At 69.8% G+C, this 24,020-nt stretch carries 18 protein-coding genes and 1 pseudogene; 11 read left to right on the forward strand and 8 right to left on the reverse strand.

Annotated features, from left to right (window positions below):
* A pseudogene (locus tag A5756_RS07310) lies at positions 1-245 on the forward strand (hypothetical protein); the annotation flags it as partial.
* On the opposite strand, the gene A5756_RS07315 reads toward A5756_RS07310, so the two are convergent.
* The gene (locus A5756_RS07315; protein ID WP_066949743.1) at positions 242-679 is read right to left on the reverse strand and encodes an ester cyclase; all 438 of its coding nucleotides are present in this window, start codon (positions 677-679) and stop codon (positions 242-244) included. The pseudogene A5756_RS07310 and the gene A5756_RS07315 sit on opposite strands and share 4 nt — an antisense overlap.
* Positions 680-892: 213 nt before the next feature.
* Here A5756_RS07315 and A5756_RS07320 point away from each other — a divergent pair, with 213 nt between their 5' ends.
* The 4 genes from A5756_RS07320 to A5756_RS07335 all read left to right on the forward strand — a co-directional run bounded on the left by A5756_RS07320 (position 893) and on the right by A5756_RS07335 (position 4,714).
* Positions 893-1,249 (forward strand): hypothetical protein, encoded by a 357-nt coding sequence (locus tag A5756_RS07320; protein WP_066949747.1) that lies wholly within the window; start codon positions 893-895, stop codon positions 1,247-1,249.
* A 50-nt stretch (positions 1,250-1,299) separates the two neighbouring features.
* Positions 1,300-2,106 (forward strand): MBL fold metallo-hydrolase, encoded by an 807-nt coding sequence (locus A5756_RS07325; RefSeq protein WP_066949750.1) that lies wholly within the window; start codon positions 1,300-1,302, stop codon positions 2,104-2,106.
* A 213-nt stretch (positions 2,107-2,319) separates the two neighbouring features.
* Entirely contained in the window at positions 2,320-3,459 is a 1,140-nt protein-coding gene (locus tag A5756_RS07330; protein ID WP_066949754.1) for a PPE family protein, read from the forward strand.
* Between the two features lie 124 nt (positions 3,460-3,583).
* Entirely contained in the window at positions 3,584-4,714 is a 1,131-nt protein-coding gene (locus tag A5756_RS07335; protein WP_066949930.1) for a PPE family protein, read from the forward strand.
* Here A5756_RS07335 and A5756_RS07340 read toward each other — a convergent pair.
* Positions 4,703-7,066, reverse strand: a complete 2,364-nt coding sequence (locus tag A5756_RS07340; RefSeq protein ID WP_156659310.1) for a heavy metal translocating P-type ATPase — start codon at positions 7,064-7,066, stop codon at positions 4,703-4,705. The two genes, A5756_RS07335 and A5756_RS07340, sit on opposite strands and share 12 nt — an antisense overlap.
* Before the next feature lie 115 nt (positions 7,067-7,181).
* Between A5756_RS07340 and A5756_RS07345 the strand changes: the two genes are divergently transcribed.
* Together A5756_RS07345 and A5756_RS07350 are read left to right on the forward strand one after the other, a co-directional pair.
* Positions 7,182-7,586 (forward strand): CBS domain-containing protein, encoded by a 405-nt coding sequence (locus A5756_RS07345; protein WP_066949762.1) that lies wholly within the window; start codon positions 7,182-7,184, stop codon positions 7,584-7,586.
* The gene (locus tag A5756_RS07350; protein WP_066949767.1) at positions 7,583-9,121 is read left to right on the forward strand and encodes an FMN-binding glutamate synthase family protein; all 1,539 of its coding nucleotides are present in this window, start codon (positions 7,583-7,585) and stop codon (positions 9,119-9,121) included. Before A5756_RS07345 ends, A5756_RS07350 begins: the two co-directional genes overlap by 4 nt.
* Here the strand turns inward: A5756_RS07350 and A5756_RS07355 are convergent.
* The 3 genes from A5756_RS07355 to A5756_RS07365 are packed head-to-tail and all read right to left on the reverse strand — an operon-like array spanning position 9,090 to position 16,825.
* Positions 9,090-11,747 carry a cation-translocating P-type ATPase gene (locus A5756_RS07355; RefSeq protein WP_066949771.1) on the reverse strand — a complete coding sequence of 886 codons (2,658 nt, stop codon included), beginning with the start codon at positions 11,745-11,747 and terminating at the stop codon, positions 9,090-9,092. The genes A5756_RS07350 and A5756_RS07355 overlap by 32 nt on opposite strands.
* Positions 11,748-11,764: 17 nt before the next feature.
* On the reverse strand, positions 11,765-12,379 hold the full coding sequence (locus tag A5756_RS07360; RefSeq protein WP_066949775.1) for a DUF5994 family protein: 615 nt from the start codon (positions 12,377-12,379) through the stop codon (positions 11,765-11,767).
* A 9-nt stretch (positions 12,380-12,388) separates the two neighbouring features.
* Entirely contained in the window at positions 12,389-16,825 is a 4,437-nt protein-coding gene (locus tag A5756_RS07365) for a cation-translocating P-type ATPase (RefSeq protein WP_082960000.1), read from the reverse strand.
* Positions 16,826-17,015: 190 nt separating this feature from the next.
* Between A5756_RS07365 and phoU the strand changes: the two genes are divergently transcribed.
* From phoU to mgtA, 3 genes are read left to right on the forward strand one after another with little or no spacing between them, the layout of a single operon-like run.
* Positions 17,016-17,681 (forward strand): phosphate signaling complex protein PhoU, encoded by a 666-nt coding sequence (gene phoU / locus A5756_RS07370; protein ID WP_066949778.1) that lies wholly within the window; start codon positions 17,016-17,018, stop codon positions 17,679-17,681.
* Between the two features lie 36 nt (positions 17,682-17,717).
* Positions 17,718-18,716 carry a magnesium transporter CorA family protein gene (locus A5756_RS07375; RefSeq protein ID WP_066949782.1) on the forward strand — a complete coding sequence of 333 codons (999 nt, stop codon included), beginning with the start codon at positions 17,718-17,720 and terminating at the stop codon, positions 18,714-18,716.
* Positions 18,713-21,337 (forward strand): magnesium-translocating P-type ATPase, encoded by a 2,625-nt coding sequence (mgtA, locus tag A5756_RS07380; protein WP_066949785.1) that lies wholly within the window; start codon positions 18,713-18,715, stop codon positions 21,335-21,337. Before A5756_RS07375 ends, mgtA begins: the two co-directional genes overlap by 4 nt.
* A gap of 3 nt (positions 21,338-21,340) precedes the next feature.
* Here the strand turns inward: mgtA and A5756_RS25320 are convergent, their stop codons facing one another.
* Both A5756_RS25320 and A5756_RS07385 read right to left on the reverse strand, forming a co-directional pair.
* The gene (locus tag A5756_RS25320) at positions 21,341-21,610 is read right to left on the reverse strand and encodes a hypothetical protein (protein ID WP_231989076.1); all 270 of its coding nucleotides are present in this window, start codon (positions 21,608-21,610) and stop codon (positions 21,341-21,343) included.
* A gap of 24 nt (positions 21,611-21,634) precedes the next feature.
* The gene (locus A5756_RS07385; RefSeq protein WP_066949788.1) at positions 21,635-21,979 is read right to left on the reverse strand and encodes a DUF732 domain-containing protein; all 345 of its coding nucleotides are present in this window, start codon (positions 21,977-21,979) and stop codon (positions 21,635-21,637) included.
* Positions 21,980-22,143: 164 nt separating this feature from the next.
* On the opposite strand from A5756_RS07385, the gene A5756_RS07390 reads away from it, so the two are divergent.
* Positions 22,144-23,061, forward strand: coding sequence for a PHB depolymerase family esterase (locus A5756_RS07390; protein WP_066949792.1), 918 nt, complete (start codon positions 22,144-22,146; stop codon positions 23,059-23,061).
* A 196-nt stretch (positions 23,062-23,257) separates the two neighbouring features.
* On the opposite strand, the gene nei2 is transcribed toward A5756_RS07390, so the two are convergent.
* Complete coding sequence (nei2, locus tag A5756_RS07395) at positions 23,258-24,013, reverse strand: endonuclease VIII Nei2 (protein WP_066949797.1); 756 nt, start codon at positions 24,011-24,013, stop codon at positions 23,258-23,260.
* Between the last annotated feature and the right edge of the window lie 7 nt (positions 24,014-24,020).

A 24,020-nucleotide genomic window follows, 5' to 3' on the forward strand; every position in this document is an offset into this window, starting at 1 on the left:
CCAGCCTGTGCCGGGCCACCGGGGGTGCGCCTGCAGCCGAGGTCGACCCACCGTTCGACGACTACTGCGCCCAGCGCTCCGCGATGATGCCCAAACGCCGCCGCACACGCGCCCAAGACCGCGCCTCCCGGGTAGCCACCGAACGCCGCAACAACCACCAAGCCCGCATGGCCCGGCGAGCCGAATCGGTGAGCTCCAGCGGGCCGGCCCCACCCGCCAGCGATGACGATCCGCCACCCTTCTAGCTGATAGGAGGAAGCACACCCATCTGAATCAGCACGTTCGCCATGTCGAAATAGACCTTCTCGCATAGCAGTCGATCGCCGTCGAATTCGAAGATGCCGACTATCGGAATCTCGATGCGGCGACCGGTTGGTGGGATGCCCGCCCATTCGCCGTCATGGGTTCCCGTGATCAGCCCTTCGCCGAATATCGCGTCGTCGGTATGGCGCATCCTGCCGAACTCGGCGTGCAGGTCTGGGAGGCCAACCATGAGGCCTTGCAGCAGCTCCCGGACGGCATCCTCACCGTCGCTCGGAACGCCGTTCACCTCGTAGCGTGGCTGCGCGAAGGTGGCGATTGTCGCCTCGACGTCGTGGCGGTTTTCCGCCTCGGCATGCTGATTGACGATTGCCTCGCGGCGCTGGCGAAGGCTGGTGATGTCGTCGACCGCTGTCATTACGGGGCCTCCTCGATGCCTCGACGAATCCCCCGGTAGGGCGTCACTGTAGAACACCCCTGCGCCACACGGGCGGCTTTGCTCCGCGACGCCCTTTTCTGGGATCGGTAGCGAACAGGCCGGTATCTGCTGATTCGCGTAGTCCACTTCCCCCGTGACGGGGTCGGCGCGAGCGGATACTGAACGCAGAGCGTCGAGGAAAGGCGCGAGGCAATGTCGAACAATCAAAAGCTCAGGAAGGTCATTACCGGGACGCTGCTGTCCGGCGGCGTGGCGCTGGCGGGTCTGGGCCTGTCCGCCGGTACGGCCCAGGCGGAGCGCGGTATTGCGCCGCAAGTGATCGGCCCCCTGCCCCTGGACAACTTCACGGTCCCGCACGACTGGTGCCCGGGGCAGCCGTTGCCGATGCCCGATGTCCGATGGGATATGGGCGTCTGCCATCACTGGTACTGGGTCCCCGTCGGGGGGATGGGCAACGTCGGCCAGTTCGTGTGGGAGGGCGACGCTCCCCGCCGGCCGCTGGGTCCGCCACCTTGCTACGGAGCACCCATCTGCTTGCCCGGCCTGTAGCGGAAACTTCCGGGCCGCGTGAGCAGCCCGCGATCGGGTAGCCCGCGGCTATGGACATCACCGTGACGTTCGTGGGCAACGCGACCACCTTGATCGCGGCGGGCGGGCTGACGCTGCTGACCGATCCCAACTTCCTGCACCGGGGGCAACTCGCCTACCTCGGTCACGGGCTGGTATCCAAGCGACTCAGGGAACCGGCGTTGCGTATCGACGAACTACCGCCGATCGACGCCGTCGTGCTCTCCCACATGCACGGCGATCACTGGGACCGCGTGTCGCAGAAAGGCCTCGACCACGACCTCCCGGTGGTCACCACCCCGCACGCCGCCAAACGGCTGCAGCACCGGGGCTTCGCGAACGCGAGTGGGCTGTCGACGTGGGAACAGCACAAGATCACCAAGGGCGCCACCACCGTCACCATGACGTCGCTGCCGGGCCGACACGCCCCGGGGTGGAGCCAGCGGCTGTTGCCGCCGGTGATGGGCACCATGCTGGAATTCGCCGCCGCCGACGGATCACTCCGGCGCCGGCTCTACATCTCCGGCGACACCCTGCTCATCGAGGACCTCAAAGAGATCCCGGCGCGGTTCGACTCCATCGAGGTCGGCGTGTTGCACCTCGGCGGCACCCGGCTGCCGGCCGGCCCGCGGCTTCCCTTCGGGCTGACCGTAACCATGGACGGCCGCCAGGGCGCGGGATTGGTGTCGATGCTGGACCTGCCGAAGGCCATTCCGGTGCATTTCGACGACTACGGCGTCTTCGCTTCGCCGCTGGCCGAATTCACGCGGGAGATGCAGCGCCGCGACATGGCCGATCGGATCATCGAGGTGCCCCGCGGCGCGTCGGTGACCGTCTAGAGGGTCCGTCGGCGCCGGTTTTCGAGGTGCCGAAGCCGACTAATACTTTGGCTACCCTAAGGTCGCCGGTATATCGTTCTCACGGTCCGGAACTCGACGGGAAGGATGCGCGCAGCACCTTGGGGGGGTGAATGCCTAATGTTTCCGGTCTCTTTGCAACTTGGTAATCGAAATTTTCCGGCCGCGTACCCGGCATAGACAATGTGAGATGTGATGGACTTATTCGCGCCACCCGAGGTCACCTCGACGCTAATCCATTCCGGTCCCGGGGCGGGTTCGCTGATCGAGGCCGCTGGCGCGTGGCAGAATTTGGGCGTCGAGTTGGAAAACTCGGTTGCCGTGTACGCGTCCGCATTGTCGTCGTTGATCGATTCGTGGGACGGCCCGTCCTCGATGGCGATGCTGCAGGCCGTACAGCCCTATCTCATCTGGCTGCGCACCACCGCGCAACAAGCCCAGCAAATGGCCACCTCGGCAGAGTCCGCCGCGGTGGCATTCACCACCGTCCGCTCGGCGGTGGTGCACCCGTCCGTCGTGGCCGCCAACCGGACGCGGCTGGCGCAGCTGCTGGCCACCAACCGGTTCGGGCAGAACACCGCGGCGATCGCCGCGACCCAGGACGAATACCAGACCATGTGGGCGAACAATTCCGCGGCGATGACCCGATACCAGGCGGCGTCGTCGCAAGCGACCACGTCGTTGTCGCAATTCAATTCGCCGCTCGCCATCACGAACCCGACGGGCACGCTCAACCAAAACGCCGCGGTGTCTAATGCTTCCTTGCTCAGCTCGGCATCCAGCACGGGGAACATCATCGACTCGCTCGGCGTCACCCCCTTCGACCCCAACGCCGGTTGGTTCAGCTACTTCAGCACCTGGGGCAACCAGTTCATCTCGTCCGGGTTCCCGATCAACCTGCTCAGTTACCTGGCGCAGAACACCTCGGCCCAGGCGCTGCAGGGTGTGGGCAGCGACATCGGCCTGGGGCTCTCGGAGGGCGAGGGGGCGCTGGCGTCTTCGGTGACCAGGCTGGCCAGTGCGTTGCAAGCCGCACCCGGGGGCGCGGCCGCGGGTGCGATGGGGGTCGGTGTTTCGCTGGGCAAGCTGACCGCGCCGCCCGCGGTGGTGGGCCTGCTACCGGCGACGCAGACGCCGGTGCAACTCGCATCGTCGGTGTCGCCACTGCCGGCCGACGCCGGGCTCACCGGCATGCCGCTCATGCCCATGATGGCGCCGGCAACCAACTCCGCGGGCAGTGGTTGGCGCAAGCGCAAGCAACAGAAGTTTGAGGACCTTGAATACGGGGCGGAACTCCCGAAGAAGGTGATTCACCGACCGCCAAGCGGGGGATGAGAGCCGATGACGCCTCCCCACTCCGGAAGTCGATTCTCGCCGCCGGATAGGTTAATCGCGGCCCAAAATACCTGTTTCGCAAGCAAAGTGGTCCCGCACGCCCTACTGCGTTGGACGAGACATGATTGATTTCGGGCTGCTGCCGCCCGAGATCACTTCGGCGCTGATCCACTCCGGACCCGGCGCCTGGTCAATGATCGAAGCGGCCGGCGCCTGGCAGGAACTCAGCGCCGAACTGGAGGCGGCCGCAAGCAGCTATACCGAAGAGCTGGCGTCGCTGGCGGGGACGTGGCAGGGCCCGTCCTCGGTGGCGATGGCCCAGGCCTTCGAGCCCTACCTGGCCTGGTTGCGGACCACCGCGGCGCAATGCCAGGAAATCGCCGCATCGGTCGAGACCGTCACGGCCGCATTCGAATTGACCCATTGGACGGTGGTGCATCCCTCCGTCGTCGCAGCCAACCGGGCGCGGCTGGCGATGTTGCTGGCCACCAACTTCTTCGGTATCAACGCTCCGGCCATCGCCGAGACCGAAGCCGAGTACAACGCCATGTGGGTCAACAACTCGGCGGCGATGTATCGCTACGGCGCGACCTCGCTGAACGCCGTCAAGCTCTCCCCGCTCTCGTCCCCGCCGCCCGTCGCCAACCCCTCGGGCGTCTCCACCCAGGCCTCGCTGGTGCCGGCCGCCAACGCGCTGGCAAGCTCGCAGACGTCCACGGGGTCGATCATCGACGCGCTCGGCGTCACTCCCTTCGACCCCAACAAGGGCTGGTTCGGGTACACCAGCATCTGGGGTTGGCAGTTCATCGCCGGCGGATTCCCCGTCAACCTGCTCAGCTACCTGGCGCAGCTCAATGCGGCCCAAGCGCTTTCAGGTGTCAGCGCCGACATCGGACAGGGCCTGGCGGAGGGCGGGGCCGCCCTGGCGTCGGCGGATGCAAGCCTGGTGAACGCCCTGGGTTCGGGGGCGCTGGCGCCCCGGGGCGCGCTGGGCGTTTCCGTGCTGGTGGGCAAGCTGAGCATGCCGCCGGCGACGGTGGGGATGCTGCCCGGCGCGCAGCCGCCGGTGCAGCTCGCCTCGGCGGTGTCCGCGCTTCCGCCGGGGGCGGGGCAGACCCCCGCCATGCCGGTGGCGCCGATGCGGCCGCCGGTGGGCGGCAAGGGTGGCCGGGGCGACGGGCGCGACTACGAGGACATCGAAATCGGCGCGGAGCTGCCCGGCACCGTTATGAAACGACCGCCGTCAGCGGGATAGCTTATCCGCCAAGGCATCCCGGCCATCCGGTTTTCGCGGGCCGGGTTCGTCCTCGGCGAGGGTGAAATAGCTTTCCTCCTCCTGAAGGAAATGCAGGCGTAGCAGGGCATGCAACCCGTAGAGGCAGGCGAGCAGGTCGTCGAGCTGGTCGGGGCCGATCGCCCCCCTGCTCTGGGCCAAGGCCAGATGGGCGCCGATCCGGTCGGAGAGCCGCTGGATCTCCGCGTGGGTGCGGCTCATCGGGGCGGTCGCTTCGCTGGTGCCCAGCGGGTGGGCCAGCGCGGGATAAAGCTGCGTCTCCTCGGCTTGCTCGTGCGGGATGATGCGCTCGGTGAGCACGGCGTGCGCGCGGCCGATCGCCTCCAGCGCCGACTGGTCGGGCGCGGCGGCCAACCGGTCGGCGGCGTCGCGCAACAGATCCACGGCGTCGCGCAGCTCGTCATGCTCGGCGTCGAAGCGCCGCAACAGCTGCTCGGTCGACGCGGGGAGATCGACCTCGATGTCCGGGTCGCCGCGCAGGGCGCGCAGCGCGTTGAGAATCACGGCGACGTCGATGCCCTCCTGCACCAGCGCGCCGACGGCCGGTGGGAGCCAACCGATGGCGGCGACGGCCATCGCCGCCAGCGACAGGACCATGCCGGTGACCGCGCTCTGCACGGCGATGCGTCGCGACCAGCGGGCGATGTCCATCGCGTCGGCGAGTCGCTCCAGCCGATCGGTGGTCAACACGATGCCGGCGGCCTCCGAGGACGCGGTGGCACCGCGGGCGCCCATCGCGACGCCGACCGTGGCCGCAGCCAACGCCGGTGCGTCGTTGACCCCGTCGCCGACCATCACGGTCACCGCACGGTCCCGTTCCGCGCGCACGGCCGCCACCTTGTCGGCCGGGCTTTGTTCCGCGTACACCTCGTCCAAACCCAGGACGGCGGCGACCTCGCGGGCGGGTTCGGCGCGGTCTCCGGTCAGCATGACCAATCGGTTCAGCCCGGCTTCGCGTAACCGGCGCAGCGTTCGCGGCGCATGGCGACGCAGCGGGTCGCGCAGCAACACCGCGCCCGTGGGCCGCCCGTCGGCGCAGACCCAGGCGATCGCGGCGCCGTCGAGCAGGGCGCGATTGACCACCGCGCGGGCCCATTCCGCGGTCGCGGTGTCGTGCGAGAGTTTGCCGACGTGGACCCGCCGGCCGTCCAGGGTTGCGGTGACACCCCGGCCCGGTTCCTCGACCACCTCGGTGGGCAGCGACAGCCGCAGACCGCGGGCCCGCGCCGCGGTGACGATCGCCTCGGCCAGCACGTGCGGAGACATCTGATCGACCGAGGCGGCCAGGCGCAGGATCTCGAGCGCATCGCGGCCGGGCGCGGCCGCGACGTCGATGACGACGGGCTGCCCCATGGTCAGGGTGCCGGTTTTGTCCATCACCAAAGTCGTTGCGTGGCCCAGGTTTTCCAGAGCGCCACCGCTGCGGATGACCACGCCGCGCCGCGACGCCCGCGACAGCCCGGACACGATCGCGACCGGCGCCGCGAGCAACAGCGGGCATGGCGTCGCCACCACCAGCACCGCCACCGCCCGCACCGGTGACCCGCTGGCGAACCAGGCCGCCCCGGCCACCAACAGCGTCAACGGCAAGAACCACGCCGCGTACCGGTCGGCCAGCCGTACCACCGGCGCGTTCTCCGCCCCGGCCTCCGCGGCCAGGCGGACGATCTGCGCGTAGGTGCTGGCGGCGGCGGTGGCGGTGGCGTGAATCTCAAAGGCGCTGCCCGCGTTGACAACCCCGCTGCGCACCGGCTCGCCCACGCCGCGCTCCACCTGCAGGGGTTCGCCGGTCAGGACCGATTCGTCCAGCACCGCGACAGGGCCGGAAATGTGCCCGTCGACGGGCACCACTTCACCCGGGCCCACCACGAGCAGATCGTCGACCGCCACCTCGTCCAGCGCGATCACGTCCACCGCCGACCCGACGCGACGGCGCGCGAATCGCGGCGCGTGTTCCAGCAGCGCCCGCAGATCGTGGGACGCGCGGCGCTCGGCCGCCGCCTCCAGCGCCCGCCCACCGGACAGCATGACCGCGATCAGCGCGCCCGCGAGATACTCACCCACCAGCAGCGTGCCTACCAGCGACAAAACGGCGATCAGATCGACCCCGAATCGACCCCGGCGCAGTGCGGCCAGCACCCACACCACCGCGGGGAGCAACGCCACCACCGTGCCCGCGATCCAGCAGCCGTCGGCCACCCGCGGCGCCCCGGCAAGCCAGGCGATCCCCCCGGCCGCCAACGCGACGACGGTGACCACGGCAAGGATCGGCTCGACCCACTGAGCGGGCCGCAACCAGCCCCGGCGTCCCATAGCGCCCATGCCTGCCAGCGTGGTCCCGCATTCCCGAATGGGCTAGGGCCGGATGGACGCGGATTGAGGACTCAGGTCACTAGAAGGCCGGCCGCCCGCTGGCGAGCATGGAGGCGTGACTGAGATATCAACGCCGGGATCCATCCCGATCTCCACCATCACCGGTGACCCCGTGGCCCGCGTCCCCGCCGACGCCACGATCGCCGACGCCGCCAGGGCCATGGTGACCTGCGACGTGGGAGCCGTCGTGATCGGCGACGAGGCACGGCCGGTCGCGCTGGTGAGCGAGCGCGACATCGTGCGGGCCGTAGCCGCCGGGCGAAACCTCGCCACCGCACCGGTCTCCGACGTGGCCAGCACCAAACTGGTGTGGTGTGACGCCGAAGTGTCGGTCGACCAGGTCGCCGCCCGGATGATGGACCGCTACATCCGCCACGTGCTGGTGGAGCGCGACGGTGCGCTGGTCGGCATCGTGTCGGCGCGCGACCTGCTGGGCGTCTACACGGATTTCGATTCTTGAAATACCGGGCGGTGGCCGCGTTGGTCGGCGGGAGCCTGGCCGGACTGACGGGGTGGGATCTGCTGCAGCGCCGGCACACCATCCTGCGCAACTTCCCGATCATCGGGCACCTGCGGTTCCTGCTGGAAGCCGTCGGCCCGGAACTGCGCCAGTACATCGTGACGGACAACGACGCGGAGCGGCCGTTCAGCCGCGACCAGCGCCGCTGGGTGTACACGTCCTCGAAGCTGGCCAACCGGTACTTCGGCTTCGGCACCGACAACGATCTGGAACGGGTGCACAACTATCCGATCATCAAGCACGCGGCGTTCCCCGTCGCGGCGCCGGCGGGCGAACCCGAGCACCCCGACCCGGCGGTGCCGTTGCCGGCGGCAAAGGTGCTCGGCGGCGCGCGGGGGCGCGCCAAAGCCTTCCGCCCGTCGTCGGTGGTCAACATCTCCGGGATGAGCTTCGGCGCGCTCGGCGGCGCGGCCATCACCGCCCTGAACAAGGGCGCGGCCCTCGCCGGCGCCTTGCACACCACCGGCGAGGGCGGGGTGTCGCCGTATCACCTGGGCGGCGGCGACCTGGTCTGGCAGATCGGCACCGGCTACTTCGGTTGCCGCGACGGCGACGGCCGCTTCAGCCTGCCCCGGCTGATCGATCGGGCGGCAGCCACGCCGGCGATCCGCGCCATCGAGATCAAGCTCAGCCAGGGCGCCAAGCCGGGCCTGGGCGGTGTGCTGCCGGGCGCCAAGGTCACCCCCGAGATCGCCGCCATCCGCGGCGTTCCGGTAGGGGTGGACTGCAGGAGCCCCGCCGGCCACTCCGCCTTCCATGACGTCGACGGGCTGTTGGAGCTGGTGGAGACCATCGCCGCCGAGACAGGCCTGCCGGTCGGGATCAAGTCGGCGGTCGGGGAGGAACGGTTCTGGTGTGACCTGGCCGCGCGCATGGCGCGCACCGGGACGGGCGTCGACTTCGTGACCGTCGACGGAGGTGAGGGCGGCACCGGCGCCGCGCCGCTGGTCTTCAGCGACCACGTCGCCCTGCCGTTCAAATGGGCGCAGCCCCGGGTCTACCGGGCCTTCGCCGAGCACGGGCTGCACCACGATGTGGTCTTCGTCGGGTCGGGCAAGCTGGGCATCCCGGAGAACGCGCTGCTGGCGCTGGCCACCGGCTGCGACATGATCAACGTCGGCCGAACCGCCATGTTCTCCATCGGCTGCATTCAGGCCCAGCGCTGCCACACCGGCCGCTGCCCCTCCGGCGTGGCCACCCAGTCGCCGTGGCTGCAGCACGGCCTCGACCCGGACCTGAAGTCGGTGCGCTGCGCCAACTACCTCGCCACCCTGCGCTTCGAGCTACTGCAGCTCGCCCGCACCTGCGGCCACGTCCACCCGGCGCTGGTGCCGCTGGAAGCCATGGAACTTCTCGACATCGACATGAAGACGGTGCGGGTCGACGAATTGTTGGGCTACCAGCCCGACTGGGGACTGCCGAGCCGGGCGGACATCGAGGCGATCACAACCGTGATGTCCGCTGGCGCAAGATGAGCTTCCGGATTTCGCTCACCCACAGGACCGTGCTGGCCATGGCCACGCACACCAGCCACTGGCTCATCGACAGCGGCGTGGTGGTGAAGGCGGTGTTGAGAACCGGCAGCTGAACAACGGCCACCTGCAGCAGTGCCGATAACCCGATCGCCGCCCACAACCAGCCGTTGGCGAAGAACCGGTGGAAGGCGGTCCGCGTCTCGGAACGGGCGTTGATGGTGTTGACCAGCTGGGCGATCACCAGCACCGTGAAGCCAGCGGTGCGGGCGGTGTCCAGGGACGACGACAGCGGCCCGCCGGGCGCGTACAGGTGGATCGTGACGAGGGTGGCGGCGGCTACGGCCGCGCCGATCACGATGATGTTGTTCCACATCCGGGCGTCGATGACCCGGTCCGACGCCGAGCGCGGTGGCCAGTCCATGACCTCTTCGGCGTGTGGGTCCACGCCCAGCGCCAGGGCCGGAGCGCCGTCGGTCAGCAGGTTGATCCACAGAATCTGCGTGGCCAACAGCGGCAGCGCGACGTTATGACCCTGGGAGAGGCCGATCGCGCCGGCGAGCACGACGCCGAAGAAGACGGTGAAGATCTCGCCCATGTTGGAGGAGAGCAGGTAGCGCAGCGTCTTCTTGATGTTGGAGAAGATGCCCCGGCCCTCGCGAATGGCCTGCACGATGGTCGCGAAGTTGTCATCGGCGAGGATCATGTTCGCCGCTTCCTTCGCGACCTCGGTGCCGGTGCGGCCCATCGCGATGCCGATGTCGGCCGATTTGAGCGCGGGCGCGTCGTTGATCCCCTCGCCGGTCACCGCGACGACCTCATGCTCGGCCTGCAGCGCGTCGATGATGCGCTGCTTGTCCGCCGGGCTCACCTGGGTGAACTGCGAATGCAGCCGCACCGTTTCGCGCAGCCGGTGGTCGTCCAGGGCGGCGAGTTCCGCACCGGACACGGCCGACTCGCTGTCTTCGATGCCGAGCTGGCGGGCGATGCGCGCCGCGGCTTGGGGATGGTCGCCGGTGATCATCACGACCCGGACGCCGGCCCGGCGGGCCTCGGCGATCGCCGCCGCCGCCTCCGGTCGCGGCGGGTCGGTGATGCCCACCATGCCGAGGTACACCAGGTCGTGGTTCGACCGGCAGGCGACCGCCACGACGTGCAGGGCATCGAGCCTGAGCCGCTCCGCACCGCTTCGAATCGTGGCTCGCGTCGCGTCGTCGAGCGGAGCCACCCGATCACCGGCTCGCAGGTGCGTGCAGTGGCCGAGCACCTCGTCGGGGTCGCCCGTCGTCACACCCGCCGGGGTGGGGCGGGGCCCGCCGCCGAGCTTCCGGTGGGCCACCAGGAAGGCCGCTTCGACGGGATCGCCCCGGATCGTCCACCGCCCGTCGTCCGCTTCGAGGGTCGCGTTGGCGGCCGCGGCGCCCCCGTCGAGCACCAGCGCGGCCTGCCGCCACAAGTCGTCGCCCTCGTCCAGCGCCGCCCCGGCACGCTCGAGGCGACCCTCGGGCCGGTATCCGGCACCGGTGACCGCCACCTCGCCGAGGGGGGTGACGACCCGCACGACCGTCATCTCCCCAGTGGTGAGCGTGCCCGTCTTGCCCGAACACACCACCGACGCCGACCCCAGGGTCTCGGCGGACGACAGCTCCTTGACGACGGCGTTCTGGGCCGCCATTCGCCGCATGCCCAGCGCGAGTACCACCGACATGATGGCGGGCAGGCCTTCCGGCACGGCCGCCACGGCCAGCGATACGCCCAACAGCGCCGCCGTCACCACGTCGTGGGCGCTGTGCATGCCGAAGACCACGAGAATGGTCGCGATCACGATGACGGCGATCACCAACACCGCGATCCCCAGCAGCCGGCTGGCCCGGGCGACCTCACGCTGCAACGGTGTCGGCTCATGGTCGGCGATGCGCACCAGGCTGGCGATCTGCCCGGTCTGGGTCGCCATTCCCGTGGCGGTCACCACCGCCCGCCCGACACCGGTGCTGACCGCGGTGCCCTTGAACACCATGTCCGCTCTGTCCCCGAGCGCCGACGGCTCCGCCAGTGTCCGGGCGTCCTTGGGCACCGGCTCACTCAAGCCGGTCAGCGCGGCCTCCGACACCTCCAGCCCCGCGGCCGAGAGCAGCCGCGCGTCGGCCGCCACGGCATCGCCCTCGGCGAGCAGCAGCAGGTCGCCGGGCACCACCTCGCTCGCGGGAACGGTGCGCCGCGCGCCGCCGCGGAGGACCGTCGCCGAGGTAGCGGCCATCCGCGCCAACGCGCTGACCGCGCGCTCCGCGCGCGTCTCCTGCGCGTAACCGAGGAGCGCGTTCAGGACGAGGATCACCGCGATCACCACCGCGTCGACCGGCCAGCCGCCGGCCCCCTCGACAACCCAGACGGCGAGCGAGGCGACCAGCGCGGCGAACAGCAGGTAGATCAGGGGGCTGCGAAACTGCGCCAGCAGCTTCCGGTAGGCCGGCGGCGGCGGAACGCTCGCGATATCGTTCGCGCCGACGACGGCGAGCCGGCGGGCGGCCTCCTCGGCGGTCAGGCCGAGTTCGGCGTCGGTGCGCAGCTTTTCGACGACGGCGGCGGCATCGAGGAGCGCGGGGTCGGGGTCGATCAGCGCGGCGTCCACCGAACGCGCTCAGCCGCTCAGGGGTGGCTCGCCGGCAGCACCGACGGGGCTTCTCTGCGGGACTCCACCATGCGGTTGCGAACGATGTGTTCGACGAGGATCGGCACGAAGGTCTGGACGGGTGCGTCGACGAACTGCTCGGCGGCCTCCTCGGACCAGCGTTTGATCTGCGCGGTCCGTTGCTCGTCGCCCAGCCCCTCATGGCGGGCCAACTTGTCGGCGACGTCGGCCACCGATCGCGCCACGGTTGACCGGCTGCGCGACGGCGCCCCGTCGTCGGCGGGCACCCGCGCCTGCTCCAGCGCCTGACGGGCCACCTCATCGCCGGCGTCCGGGCGGATGACGTGCAGTGTGAGGTGATGGCCGTTCTCCCCGATCAGGATGACGCTGGACGGCTCGTCGCTGGTGAAGGCCAGCAGTTCGACCGTGTGGCCGCCGATCTGCACCAGCGCAGGGGTGTCCTGCCAGCCGTTGCGGCGGTAGCCCACCATCACGACGGGGCCCAGCCGCCCGGACACAGCAGCCAGCAGGGCCGGCAACTCGTCGAGCAGGTTCGTCGTTCGCGGCCACCAGGCACCGTCGATGTGCTCCGATACGGACCGATAAGGCTTGAGCTGTAAGCGATTTTGCATGTGCACGCCTCAATCGTGGTCGGTGCGCCCGGGACCCGGCAGGGTCGGCCGCACCGAAGGGGTGGGACTTTGTGCCCTTTCGGGTTCGATCGCCGGCTCGCCGCCGAGCCACCGCCGCTGTGCGCCCTGCGACGCGCGCAGCAGCAGGTCGGGGGCGACCGCCGACAGGCCGCTGGCGGCCGCCGCGGCCAGCAACCCCTGGCCCCAGGCGAGGGGGTCCAGCGGCGTGCAGCCGAACAGCTGGCTGAGTCCCGGTGTGCTGACCACCACCACGAGCGCGCCCAGCGAGCCGACCGAGGTCAACACCACCAGCGGGGCGCGCGAATCGACCAGCGTCTGGGTGAGCTGCGCACCCACCAACGCCACCAGCGCGACCGTGGCGGCGCGGCGCGGCGGGCCGGTCACGCTGGCCATCGCCCAGCCGGCCGTCGCGCCGATCGTGGTGGCCGCACCGCGGATCCCGATCGCCCGCCACATCGCCGCCTCGTCGCGGTCGACGTCGGCGGTGCCCGTCTGGGGGCTGACGGCCAGAGCTGCGGCCGGCAGCGCGTCGGTCATCATGTTGACCAAGAGCATCTGGCGGGCGTTGAGCACCGAACGCCCGGTCAGGACCGTGGTGATCAGGGCGAAGCACACCTCGCCGAGGTTGCCGCCCAACAGCATCGACACCGCCGACTGCACCCGCCGCCACAGCTGCTCACCCTCGTCCAGCGCGTCGAGCAGCGCCTCGATCCGTTCGTCGAGCAGCACCACGTCCGCCGCGGTGCGGGCCGCATCGCTGCCGCGCGCCGCCACGCCGATGCCCACGCTGGCCGCCCGGATCGCGGCGGCGTCGTTGACGCCGTCGCCGACCATCGCCGTCACCAGCCCGGACCGCTCGAGGGTCTGCACCACGTCGATCTTGTGTTCCGGCGTCATCCGCGCGAACACCACCCGCGCCGCCGCCGCGGCGGCCCGTTGGTCGGCGGACAGCGCCTCCCAGTCGCTGCCGGTGATCACCTGTTCGGCGGTGACGTCGATCCCCAGCTCCTGGGCGATCGCCGCCGCGGTCGCCGGGTGATCGCCGGTGATCAGCCGGACGCCGATGCCACGCTCGCCGAGTTCCTTGAGCACCGCGGGGGCGGCGGCCCGCGGGGTGTCCGCCAGTCCGAGCAGGCCGACCGGCGTGAGGCCGGAGCCGCACAGGGCCTCCAGGCGGTCCGGATCCCTTGCCGCGGAGGCGGCTTCACCCGCGCTGAGTTGACGCTCGGCCACCGCCAGCACCCGTAACCCGTTGGCCGCCATCTCGTCGACCTGTCGTGTCAAGGGGTGGTCGTCGTGCAGCAGCGCCGACGCGAGCACCTCGGGTGAGCCCTTGATGGTCAGCCGGGTGCCGACGAGCGCGGCGGCGAACGGGCGACCGGACTGGAACGGCAGGAAGGCGTCCCGGGTCAGCCGCTGCGGCCCGGAGCCGTCGCCGCGCAGGGCGGGGTCTTCTGCGGCGCGGTGGATCGCGTCGTCGGTGGCGTGGTCGACGCGGTGGGTGTGCCGGGCGTAGCTGGTGCTCAACGCAGCATCCAACAGCGCACCGGGGGTGTAGCCCGGCATCGGGCGCACCGCCTTGACCTTCAGCCGGTTCTCGCTCAGCGTCCCGGTCTTGTCGAAGCACACCACGTTCAGCCGGGCCAACGCCTCCACCGAGTGCGGGTTGCGGATCAGCACCGATTCGCCGGTGAGCCGGCGCGCGGCGGCCAACTGGGCCAGCGTCGCCACCAGGGGCAGGCCCTCCGGGATGGCGGCGACGATCAGCGTGACCGCGCTGGACACCGCCTCGCGCAACCCGGTGCCCCGCGCCACGCTGAGCAGTCCGACCAGGCCCCCGCCGGCCACGCTGAACGGCAGGGCCCGGCGGGTGATGTGCCGCAACTGCCGCTGCAGCCCGATCTCCTGCATCTTCCTCGGCGCCATCGCCAGCGCCCTGCGCATCTCCGACTGCGATCCCACGGCGGTGACCACGGCCACCGCCGTGCCCGCGACCACCGTGGTGCCGGCGTAGAGCATGCAGGTCCGTTCGGCCAGCGGGGCGCCCGGCGTGGGATCGATCTGCTTGGCCACCGGCAGCGATTCGCCGGTCAGCGTCGACTCGTCGACCTCCACGTTCGAGGCGTGCAGCAAGCGGGCGTCCGCCGGCACCACCTCGTCGGCGTGCACCTCGATGATGTCGCCCAGCCGCAGCCGCTTGGTCGGCACCTTCTCGCGGCGGTGCGCGTCCAGCGCACCCACCCGCCGCCTCGCCGGCGGATCCTGCACCGCCAGCAGGCGATTCAGGGTGCTCTCCGCGTGCAGCTGCTGCTCGGCCGACAAGGCGGCGTTGACCAACAGCACGCTGCCCACCAGCACCGCATCCAGCGGCGAGCCGAGCAGCGCGCTGGCCGCCGCGCCGGTGGCCAGCAAGGGGGTGATGGGGTCCGCCAGGTCGTCGCGCATCTCGTCGGCGAAATCGCGGACGACCGCCCACGCCGCCGCGCTCGCGTCGTGCAGCGCACGAATCGGTGGCACCTGCTGCCACCAGGCGGCAGCCGCCTCCTCGCGGTCCTCCTCGGTCGGGCGGGGCAGCAGCCGCTGCACGTCGGCGACCGGCAACGCGTGCCAGTCGTGGATGGTTTCGGGCTTCGGCAGCGGATCGCGCAACGTCTTGGTGGCCGCCCGGTACCCGAACCACAGGCTGGCCGCCATACCGACGTTGACCGATGCCGAACTCCGGCCGGGCACACCGGGAATCAGCATCAACGCGCCGAGCGCCGAAGCCGACGCCGACAACCGGACGGCGTTGTCGGTGGCGGCGCGCGCGGCGGGCAGCGCGTGCAACACCCGCCAGGCGCCGGTCAGGTCATTCGCGATCACATCGGCCGCCCAGGGCGGCGAATGCCCCGGCCGCAGCAGCCCGATCGTCACGTCGGAGCGGTGCGCGGCCCGCATGCCCGACGTGGTCAACAGCGCCACGGTGTTACCGGCGGCCTTCAGTTCCGCAACGGCCGCCGCCACCGCGTGATCGATCGACCCGTCCGCCGGATACAGTTGGTCGAAACCCTGTGCCAGGGAACGTAATCCGTCGTCGTCGAGTGAATATACGCGCGGCTGCGACCGCCTAGCCTCGGTCAGCACCGCGGCGGCGAACGGATCGCGGATGAAGCTGATGAGGGCCTCGCCGACGTTGCCCGCCCCGGGGATGTCGGCCAGGGGGTGCCATCCCGGTTCCAGGCCGTCGTTGTCGAGCGCGGCCCGAACCGCCTCCCAGGCGTGGGCGCGCGCCGAATCCTCCACTCCGAGTACACGACTGACCGTCAATTCGTCGGTGTACAGCGCGCGCGGGTCGACCATGATCGCGTCGATCCGGTCGAGTGCCCGCAACACCCGGGGGCGCAGCACCAGCGCGTCGTGGCGGGTGGAAAGGCCGCGGTTCATCGTGCAGCCGAACGCTTCTCGCACGGTGCGCAACGGCTTGGGGATGGCGGCCAGCGCGGCGGCGCCCGCCGCGTCGGGGTTGCGGGTGAGCAGGCCGACCGCGGCGGCGGCGCCGAGACCCGCCATGCCGACGCGGTTGGCGTAGCGTTCCGCGGGCCCGTCGGGGGGCGCCGGGTTGGCGGTCGGCGCCGCGCCGGCGTCGTCGCGCACCGGACGGCCAGCCAACCCGGGCTCATGCCGGGACCACGCCAGCCTGCCGTTCCACGCCTCGGCCGCCAGCATGGCGCGGGTGGCGGCCTCGGCGGCCGCCGCCGTCGGCGACAGCGTCAGGGCGGCGGTGGTGGCGTTGACGATGCCGAACAACACGTCGGTGCCGTCGGGCCCGAGACGCCGCTCCAGCTCCCTGCGCAGCCGCGGCAGGTGGTCGGCGATCGTCGGCGGTACGGCCACCAAGTCCGGCAACCGGGGCAGCCGCAGCAGACTACCGGTCAGTGAGAGGCCAAGGCCCACAGAGGCGGCCGTGGCCGCGACCATCCGGCCCATCAGCAGCGCGTCGTCGCCCGGCAGGCTGGCCGGCAGCTGCCTGCCCGCGCGCCGTCGTTCGGCGCCGGCGACGGCGCGGCGCAGCGCTGAGGCCGACGGTCCGCCGTCGGCCACGGTTACCACCACCCGCGCGAGGGTGCGGTTGACGTAGGCCTGCCGCACGCCGGGGGTCGCGCGGACGGCCGCCAAAACATCGGTCGTGATCGCCGCGGCGTGCTGGCTTTCGAGCCCCCGCACCTCGACCCAGTGCCGCGCGCCGTTGCTGCTGGTGCGCCGCGCCGGTGGTCCGCCCGCCGCCTCGAGCACCGCGCCCGCCGCCGCGCGGGTCAGCGCCGGAACGTCCGGCGTGGCGCGCACCAGGGACCTGCCCACGCTCATTGCGACATTGCCGCCCAACAGGGCGGTGCCGGCGGCGATTTCGGTTCCCACGGCGGCGACGCGCAGCGGCGCCAACAGCATGCCCAAGCCGGGCAGGCCGCGTCGTGTGGTCACCGTGCTCTCCCGGCTCACGTCGATCGTTCGAGTGTTCTCGGCATGGTAATAGCGGCAGATTAACGGGCGGTGGCGCGCGGGGGAGGAGTCGTTCAGGACCTTTTCGGGTGGCTTTCGTCCCTTGTGAAATCGGCTCGCCTTGCGCCACCGTTGCGCTATGCGAACCGCGTATCACCACCAGCTGGCCGAGTTGACCGTTGAACTCAGCCAGATGTGCGGCCTGGCCAACGACGCCATGCGGCGAGCGACCGAGGCCCTGCTGGAGGCCGACCTCGACGCCGCGGAACAGGTCATCCGGGAGCACGACCGAATGGTGGTGATGCGGGCGGGCGCGGAGCGGGAAGCCTTCGCGTTGCTGGCGCTGCAACAACCGGTTGCCGGGGAGTTACGGGCGGTTTTCAGCGCCATACAGCTCATCGCCGACATCGAACGCATGGGCGCACTGGCCGTGCACGTCGCCAAGATCGCCCGGCGGGAGCACCCGAATCAGGTACTTCCAGAAAATGTCCGCGCGTGTTTCGCCGAGATGGCCAAGGTGGCAATCGCGTTGGGGGACAGCGCAACACAGGTGCTGATTTCCCACGATCCGCAGCAGGCCGCCCGGCTTCGCGAACAGGACGACGCGATGGACGAGCTCTACCGGCAGTTGTTCAGCGTGCTGTTGGATGACGACTGGACCGACAACATTCCCGTCGCCGTGGACGCGGCGTTGCTCGGCCGTTTCTACGAGCGCTTCGCCGACCATGCCGTGGAAGTCGGCCGCCGGGTCGTCTTCATGGTCAGCGGCGACCTGCCCGCGCCGGACGAAATCTCCACCTACTGACAGGCGCTGGAGGGGCTGGGCTGAGAGGATGGCCTCGTGCAGGTCGCGCCCAACATCCACGGACGCCTGTGGCGCCACGGTAAGCCGCAGGACGAGTTCGCATTCGATGACATCTCCGAGTACCTTCGCGAACCCGACGCCCTGGTCTGGGTGGATTTGTGCGAGCCGGACCACGATGCGCTGTGCGACCTGGCTGCCGAACTCGGCCTCAACACGTGGGCCGTCGAGGACGCTGTGGCGGCGGCCGAGCGTGTCAAGGCCACCGCGTACGAAACCCACACGTTCTTCACCGTCTATGCCGTCCACGTCGCGGGCGAAGGCACCGACGAGCCGCGGCGGATGCTGTCCACGCAGCGGATCTCGGCGTTCGTGCTTCCCCGCGGTTTGATCACCGTGCGCTTGACGCCCGACTTCGACATCGCCGCGGTCACCCGGCGCTGGGAGGAGATCGGCGCCCAGCAGTACGGGGTGGGCGCGCTGGTGCACGGGTTGCTCGACGTCGTGGTGGACAGTCACTTCGCGGCGGTCGAGGCCCTGGACGACTGCATCGAAGACATCGAAGACGAGCTGTTCGACGGCAAGCCGCGCCAGGCGAGCTTTCAGCGCAGAACGTTTCAGATGAGACGCGACCTGGTCGCCCTGCGGCGGGTGGCGCTCCCGATGCGGGAGGTCGTCAACTCGATTCAGCACCACCGCCACGAGCTGGGCACTGCCCCGGAACTGGACCCGCTGTACGCCGACCTGTACGACCACGTGCTTCGCGTGTCGGAATGGACGGAGTCGTTGCGCGACATGGTCACAACGATTTTCGAAACCAACCTGTCGCTGCAAGACGCCCGGCTGAACACCATCATGAAGAAGCTGACCGGGTGGGCGGCCATCATCGCCGTTCCCACCGCGATCACCGGCTTTTACGGTCAGAACGTGCCCTACCCGGGCTTCGGCCACCTCGCCGGCTTTCTGGCCAGCACCGGCCTGATCTTCGTCCTGATGGTGGTCATCTACGTGATGTTCAAACGTCGCGACTGGCTATGATCGCCGACCCCCGACAGGAGACCGCCGGCTCGACCACGACGCTGGTCGCGGCCGCCACGGTCGACGAGGTGCTGCGCCGGTTGGACAGCTCGCCGGCCGGGTTGTCCGGCGCGGAGGCCGCCGCCCGGCTCACGCGCTACGGGCCCAACGCGGTGCGCACCCATCGCGTGAATGTCCTTGCGGTGCTGGGCCGTCAGCTGCGCAACGCGGTGCTCATCCTGCTGGCCGGCACCGCAGTCGCCTCGTATTTCCTGGGCGACAGCATGCAGGCCGTCATTATCGGCATCATCCTGGCGGCCAGCATCGGGCTGGGCTTCATCAACGAATACCGCGCCGAGCGGGCCGCCGCCGACCTGCATGACAGCGTGCGCCACAACGCCGTGGTGCGCCGTGACGGGAAGTTCGTCTCGCTCGCCGTGACCGCGCTCGTCCCGGGCGACGTGATTCGGCTGTCGCTGGGGGAGGCGATACCGGCCGATGTTCGGCTGATCGAGGTCAGCGGCCTTGAATGCAACGAAAGCATCCTGACCGGGGAATCGACGGGATCGGAGAAATCGACGGAACCGGTGCCTGCCGGAACCGGTCTGGCTGACGCGACCGACCTGGCCTTCATGGGCACCATCGTCAGTGCCGGGGAGGGGACCGGGGTGGTGTACGCCACCGGTCGAGACGCCGAATTCGGGCAAATCGCATCGGGTTTGGACGATCGCCAGCCCGAGACCGCCTTCCAGGTCGGGCTGCGCCGGTTCTCCTACCTGTTGCTACAGGTCGCCGTCGCGCTGATGGTGGTCATTTTGATCAGCAACCTGCTGCTGCAGAAGCCCATCATCGACTCGGTGCTGTTCTCGCTCGCGATCGCGGTCGGGATCACGCCGCAGCTGCTGCCCGCTGTCGTCAGCACCGGCCTGGCGACCGGATCACGGCAGCTGGCCAAAGCGAAGGTGCTCGTCAAGCGGTTGGTGTGCATCGAAGACCTCGGCGACATCGACATCCTGATCACCGACAAGACCGGCACCCTGACGGAAGGGCGGATCCGTCTGGTGGGCTCGGTCGATCACGCCGGTGCGCACAGCGACGCGGTCTGCCACCTGGGGCTGCTATCCACCGATGTGGACCCGGAAACCGGTGGTGCGAGTGCCAATTCGCTCGATGCCGCGCTCTGGGAGTCCCCGCAGGCGCACCAGTTGGTGGCCGGTGCGGCGCACCGGGTCGCGATGCTGCCGTTCGACCACCAACGCCGGGCAACGTCGGCGCTGGTCGACGACGACGGAGGCCGCGTGCTGGTGGTCAAGGGGGCGCCCGAGCAGGTGCTGGCCCAGTGCCGAGCCGTCCCGCCGGCGGCGGAGGAGACTCTCGCGGAGTTGTTCGCCGCCGGGCGACGGGTGGTGGCCGTGGCCACCAAACCGGCGCCCGCGATGACGACGCTCACCCGGGCGGACGAAAGCGATCTGACGCTCGCTGGGTTCCTGGTGTTTGCCGACGAGCCCAAATCCGCTGCGCGGCAATCGCTCTCCGAGCTGGCCGAGCTGGGCATCGAGCTGAAGATCGCCACCGGGGACAACCCACGGGTCGCCGAAAAGGTATGCGCCGAACTGGGTTTGGCGTCGAAGGGCACCGTCACCGGCGGGGAGCTCGACGGTTTGGACGACCACGCGTTCATCCGCATCGCGCAGAAGAACACGATCTTCGCGCGCATCTCCCCCGAGCAGAAGGCGAAGTTGATCGTCGCGCTGCGGAGCGAGGGGCGATCGGTGGGCTTCCTGGGCGACGGTGTCAACGACGCGCTGGCCTTGCACGCCGCCGATGTGGGGATCTCGGTCGACAGCGCCACCGACGTGGCCAAGGATGCGGCCGACGTCGTGCTGCTGGAAAAGGACCTCAGTGTGCTGGCCACCGGGGTGGCCGAGGGCCGGCGCATCTTCGCCAACACCATCAAGTACGTGCTGATGGGCACGTCGAGCAATTTCGGGAACATGTTCAGCGCCGCGGCCGCGTCGGCTCTGTTGCCGTTCCTGCCGATGCTGCCCAGCCAAATCCTGCTCAACAACCTGCTTTACGACACCTCGCAGCTGGCGATCCCGACCGACCGGGTCGACGCGGCGCAGCTGCACGCGCCGTCGCACTGGAACGTCGCGTTCATCCGGCGCTTCATGCTGATCTTCGGCCCGATCAGTTCGCTGTTCGACTTCCTGACGTTCGGGTTGATGCTGGGCGTGCTGCACGCCGGTGCCATCGAGTTCCGGACGGGCTGGTTCGTGGAATCCCTCGCGACGCAGACGCTGATCATCTTCGTCATTCGCACCCGCATGGTGCCGTTCTTTCGCAGCCGACCCAGCGCGCTGCTGACCGTCACCAGCCTCACCGTGGTCGCCGTCGGTGCCGGACTGACGATTTCACCGCTGGCCCGCACCCTGGGCTTTACGCCGCTGCCGTGGCAGTTCTTCGCCGCGCTGGGCACCTTTGTCGTCTGTTACCTGGTGTTGGTGGAGCTGGGCAAGCTGCTCTTCTACAGCGAGCCGATGCACATCGTCGGGCAGCCGCACCGCACCCGCGGAAGCGCGTATCGCATCCGGCGACGGGCCGCGCGCTATCACTACATCGAGCGGCGGAGGCGGAAGTGATCGTCAGTGCTCGACGGCGATGGCCGGCAGATCCGAAAGGCCTTGCTGGATTCCGCGATCGACCTTGTCCGTGAGGGTGGTGCTGCCCGCCGGAGCAGTCTCCTGGCAACTGCAGCTCAGCGTGCTAAACGGGCTTGGGTCGGCGTTTGCCGATGCTGCCGTCCAACCTGCAGCGCCGAGGATGAGTGCAACGCCGACCAAAAGTTTAGGAATCATTTGGCCTTCGAGTTCTCGAGATAGGTTCAGCGCCAATTTTACCGGCGCGCTTGTCACGAGCCTGTCAACTGCCTGTTAATTTCAGGCCTGATACTTGGGGCAATACGCCCGGATGCTCACGCCCACGAAGTAGCCGGCGTGGTAGCCATCGAGGTGGCTGTTGGTCATGACGTCGTTGGCCACCTGTTGCGCCGATTCGCCGGATTCGAGTTCCTGGCACACCAAATGGCCGGACCGGATGGCGGTTTCGGGCGACTCGTAGTTGATGCCCTTGGCCGTCAGCGCCGCGAGGAAAGCGTCGTCGGCCGCGCTGGCGTGGGCAGCCGGGGCCGCTCCCAGGGCGCCCAGCAGTCCGGTCGCCGGGACAACCCCAGCAGCCAACAGCAACAGCAGCAGGCTGGGGTTGCGAATCTGGGTCCTCGTCATTTCTGATACTCCCGTGACATCGAAGTGCCGTTGCTCGTTGACCGCGGGGGCTGCCCGAATATTATTCGCACGTTGTTGCGTCGCACGGTGCAGGATCACTGATATTGCGATCATCGCCACACCCAGGTTTGCTCCGGCATCGGCTCCGTCGGTGTATTGACGGTATGCCGTACGTGCGTTGGTTGTCAGTGGCCGTCGTAGCCGTGTGCTTGGTGGGATGTGGTGTGCGGAATGTCTCGGCGGCCACCGCTCGGGATGCTTCCGGGACGTTCCGTTCCGGCGGCATGGATCGAACTTACCTGCTGCACGTGCCGCCGGGTAGCCCGGTCGGTCTGGTGTTGAGCCTGCACGGCGGCGGTGGCACCGGGAACGGTCAGCGGGGGCTGACCGGCTTCGATGCCGTTGCCGACGCCCATAACCTGCTCGTGGTCTATCCCGACGGTTACGACAAGAGCTGGGCCGACGGGCGCGGGGCGTCGCCGGCGGATCGCCGGCATATCGACGACGTCGGCTTCCTGGTGGGCCTGGTGAACAAGGTGCAAAACGACTACGGCATCGCCCCCGGGCACGTTTTCGTCACCGGGATGTCGAACGGGGCCTTCATGTCCAACCGGCTGGCCTGTGACCGCGCCGATGTGTTCGCCGCGGTCGCGCCCGTGGCGGGCACTTTGGGCGTCGGCGTGGCGTGCAATCCGTCGCGGCCGGTGTCGGTCTGGGAGGCCCACGGCACCGCCGACCCGCTGGTGCCGTTCAACGGTGGGGCCGTGCGCGGCCGAGGCGGGCTGAGCCACTCCATCTCCGCCACCACCATGGTGAACAAGTGGCGTTCGGCCGACGGATGCCAGGGCGACCCCTCGGTGCAGGCGCTGCCCAGCGTCGGGGACGGCACCGTCGTGCATCGCTTCGACTCCGCCGGGTGTGCGGCATCCACCGAGGTGACCTTCTACCAGATCGACAGCGGCGGGCACACCTGGCCGGGCGGCAGGCAATACCTGCCCAAGGCGATCATCGGGCCCACCACCCGCGCGCTCGACGGGTCGGAGGCCATCGCGGAGTTCTTCCTGGCGCACGCCCGGGACTAGTGGCGATCGCAAGCGCGGCGTAGCCGGGCGCTGCGGGTCGCCACCGCAGGACTAGTGGCGATCGCAAGCGCGGCGTAGCCGGGCGCTGCGGGTTGCCACCGCAGGACCAGTGGCGATCGCAAGCGCGGCGTAGCCGGGCGCTGCGGGTCGCCACCGCAGGACTAGTGGCGATCGCGAGCGCGGAGGGCTAGGAGCGTCAGCGCTGGCAGGACGGGCACCAGTACGTGACCCGCTCCCCGGAGTCGTCGTAGTTGATGGGGGTGCCGCAGCGACGGCAACCCTGCCCCGCGCGCCCGTAGACCCACAGCTGCCGCCCGGCCCTGGTATCGCCGGTGGTGCAGCGGTTCCAGCGGGACCGGTTCAGCCACAACATGTCCCGGGCACGGAGGACCAGCCGGCGCGGGTCGGCGACCGCGCTCACCGGTGCGGTGGGCAGGTGTCCGCTGACGAAACACAGCTCGTTGCAGTAGACGTTGCCGATGCCCGCCAGCACCCGCTGGTCGAGCAGCGCCTGGGCGAGCGGCCGGTCCGGTTGGGCCGCCAGGTTGGCGGCGGCGGTGGTGGCGTCCCAGTCCTCGCCCAGCAGATCTGGCCCCAGGTGCGCGACGGCGTCCCCATCGCGGTCGCGCTCCAGGATCTCCAGGACGCCGAGGTCCACGCCGACGGCGCGGACGGCGCCGGCTTCCAGGACGATCCGCGCCCGGTGGTCGACCCGCACCGGCCGGTCGGCGACCCGCCAGCTGCCGTCCATCTTCAGGTGCGAGTGGATGCTCGCCCGGCCCACCCGGATGAACAGGTGCTTGCCCCGGCTGAGCACCTCGTCGACCGTCTGCCCGGTGAGGTCGACCGTCGCGTACCGGGGGACGCGGACGTCGCAGCGCGTGAGGGTGCGCCCGACCAGGTGCTCGCGCAGGACGGCCGCGGTGTGCCAGACGGTGTCTCCTTCGGGCATCGCTATC

It is taken from the genome of Mycobacterium sp. 852002-53434_SCH5985345 (assembly GCF_001667155.1).
GTDB lineage: Bacteria > Actinomycetota > Actinomycetes > Mycobacteriales > Mycobacteriaceae > Mycobacterium.

What these genes read in the sequence shown, in the direction of transcription:
- mgtA (WP_066949785.1), top strand. Translation starts at nt 18,713, where the DNA reads ATGATCGCCGACCCCCGACAGGAGACCGCCGGCTCGACCACGACGCTG.
- A5756_RS07315 (WP_066949743.1), bottom strand. Translation starts at nt 679, where the DNA reads ATGACAGCGGTCGACGACATCACCAGCCTTCGCCAGCGCCGCGAGGCA.
- A5756_RS07385 (WP_066949788.1), bottom strand. Translation starts at nt 21,979, where the DNA reads ATGACGAGGACCCAGATTCGCAACCCCAGCCTGCTGCTGTTGCTGTTG.
- A5756_RS07320 (WP_066949747.1), top strand. Translation starts at nt 893, where the DNA reads ATGTCGAACAATCAAAAGCTCAGGAAGGTCATTACCGGGACGCTGCTG.
- A5756_RS07365 (WP_082960000.1), bottom strand. Translation starts at nt 16,825, where the DNA reads ATGCTGTTGGCGCCGCTGCGCGTCGCCGCCGTGGGAACCGAAATCGCC.
- A5756_RS07325 (WP_066949750.1), top strand. Translation starts at nt 1,300, where the DNA reads ATGGACATCACCGTGACGTTCGTGGGCAACGCGACCACCTTGATCGCG.
- A5756_RS07330 (WP_066949754.1), top strand. Translation starts at nt 2,320, where the DNA reads ATGGACTTATTCGCGCCACCCGAGGTCACCTCGACGCTAATCCATTCC.
- phoU (WP_066949778.1), top strand. Translation starts at nt 17,016, where the DNA reads ATGCGAACCGCGTATCACCACCAGCTGGCCGAGTTGACCGTTGAACTC.
- A5756_RS07360 (WP_066949775.1), bottom strand. Translation starts at nt 12,379, where the DNA reads ATGCAAAATCGCTTACAGCTCAAGCCTTATCGGTCCGTATCGGAGCAC.
- nei2 (WP_066949797.1), bottom strand. Translation starts at nt 24,013, where the DNA reads ATGCCCGAAGGAGACACCGTCTGGCACACCGCGGCCGTCCTGCGCGAG.
- A5756_RS07340 (WP_156659310.1), bottom strand. Translation starts at nt 7,066, where the DNA reads ATGGGACGCCGGGGCTGGTTGCGGCCCGCTCAGTGGGTCGAGCCGATC.
- A5756_RS07390 (WP_066949792.1), top strand. Translation starts at nt 22,144, where the DNA reads ATGCCGTACGTGCGTTGGTTGTCAGTGGCCGTCGTAGCCGTGTGCTTG.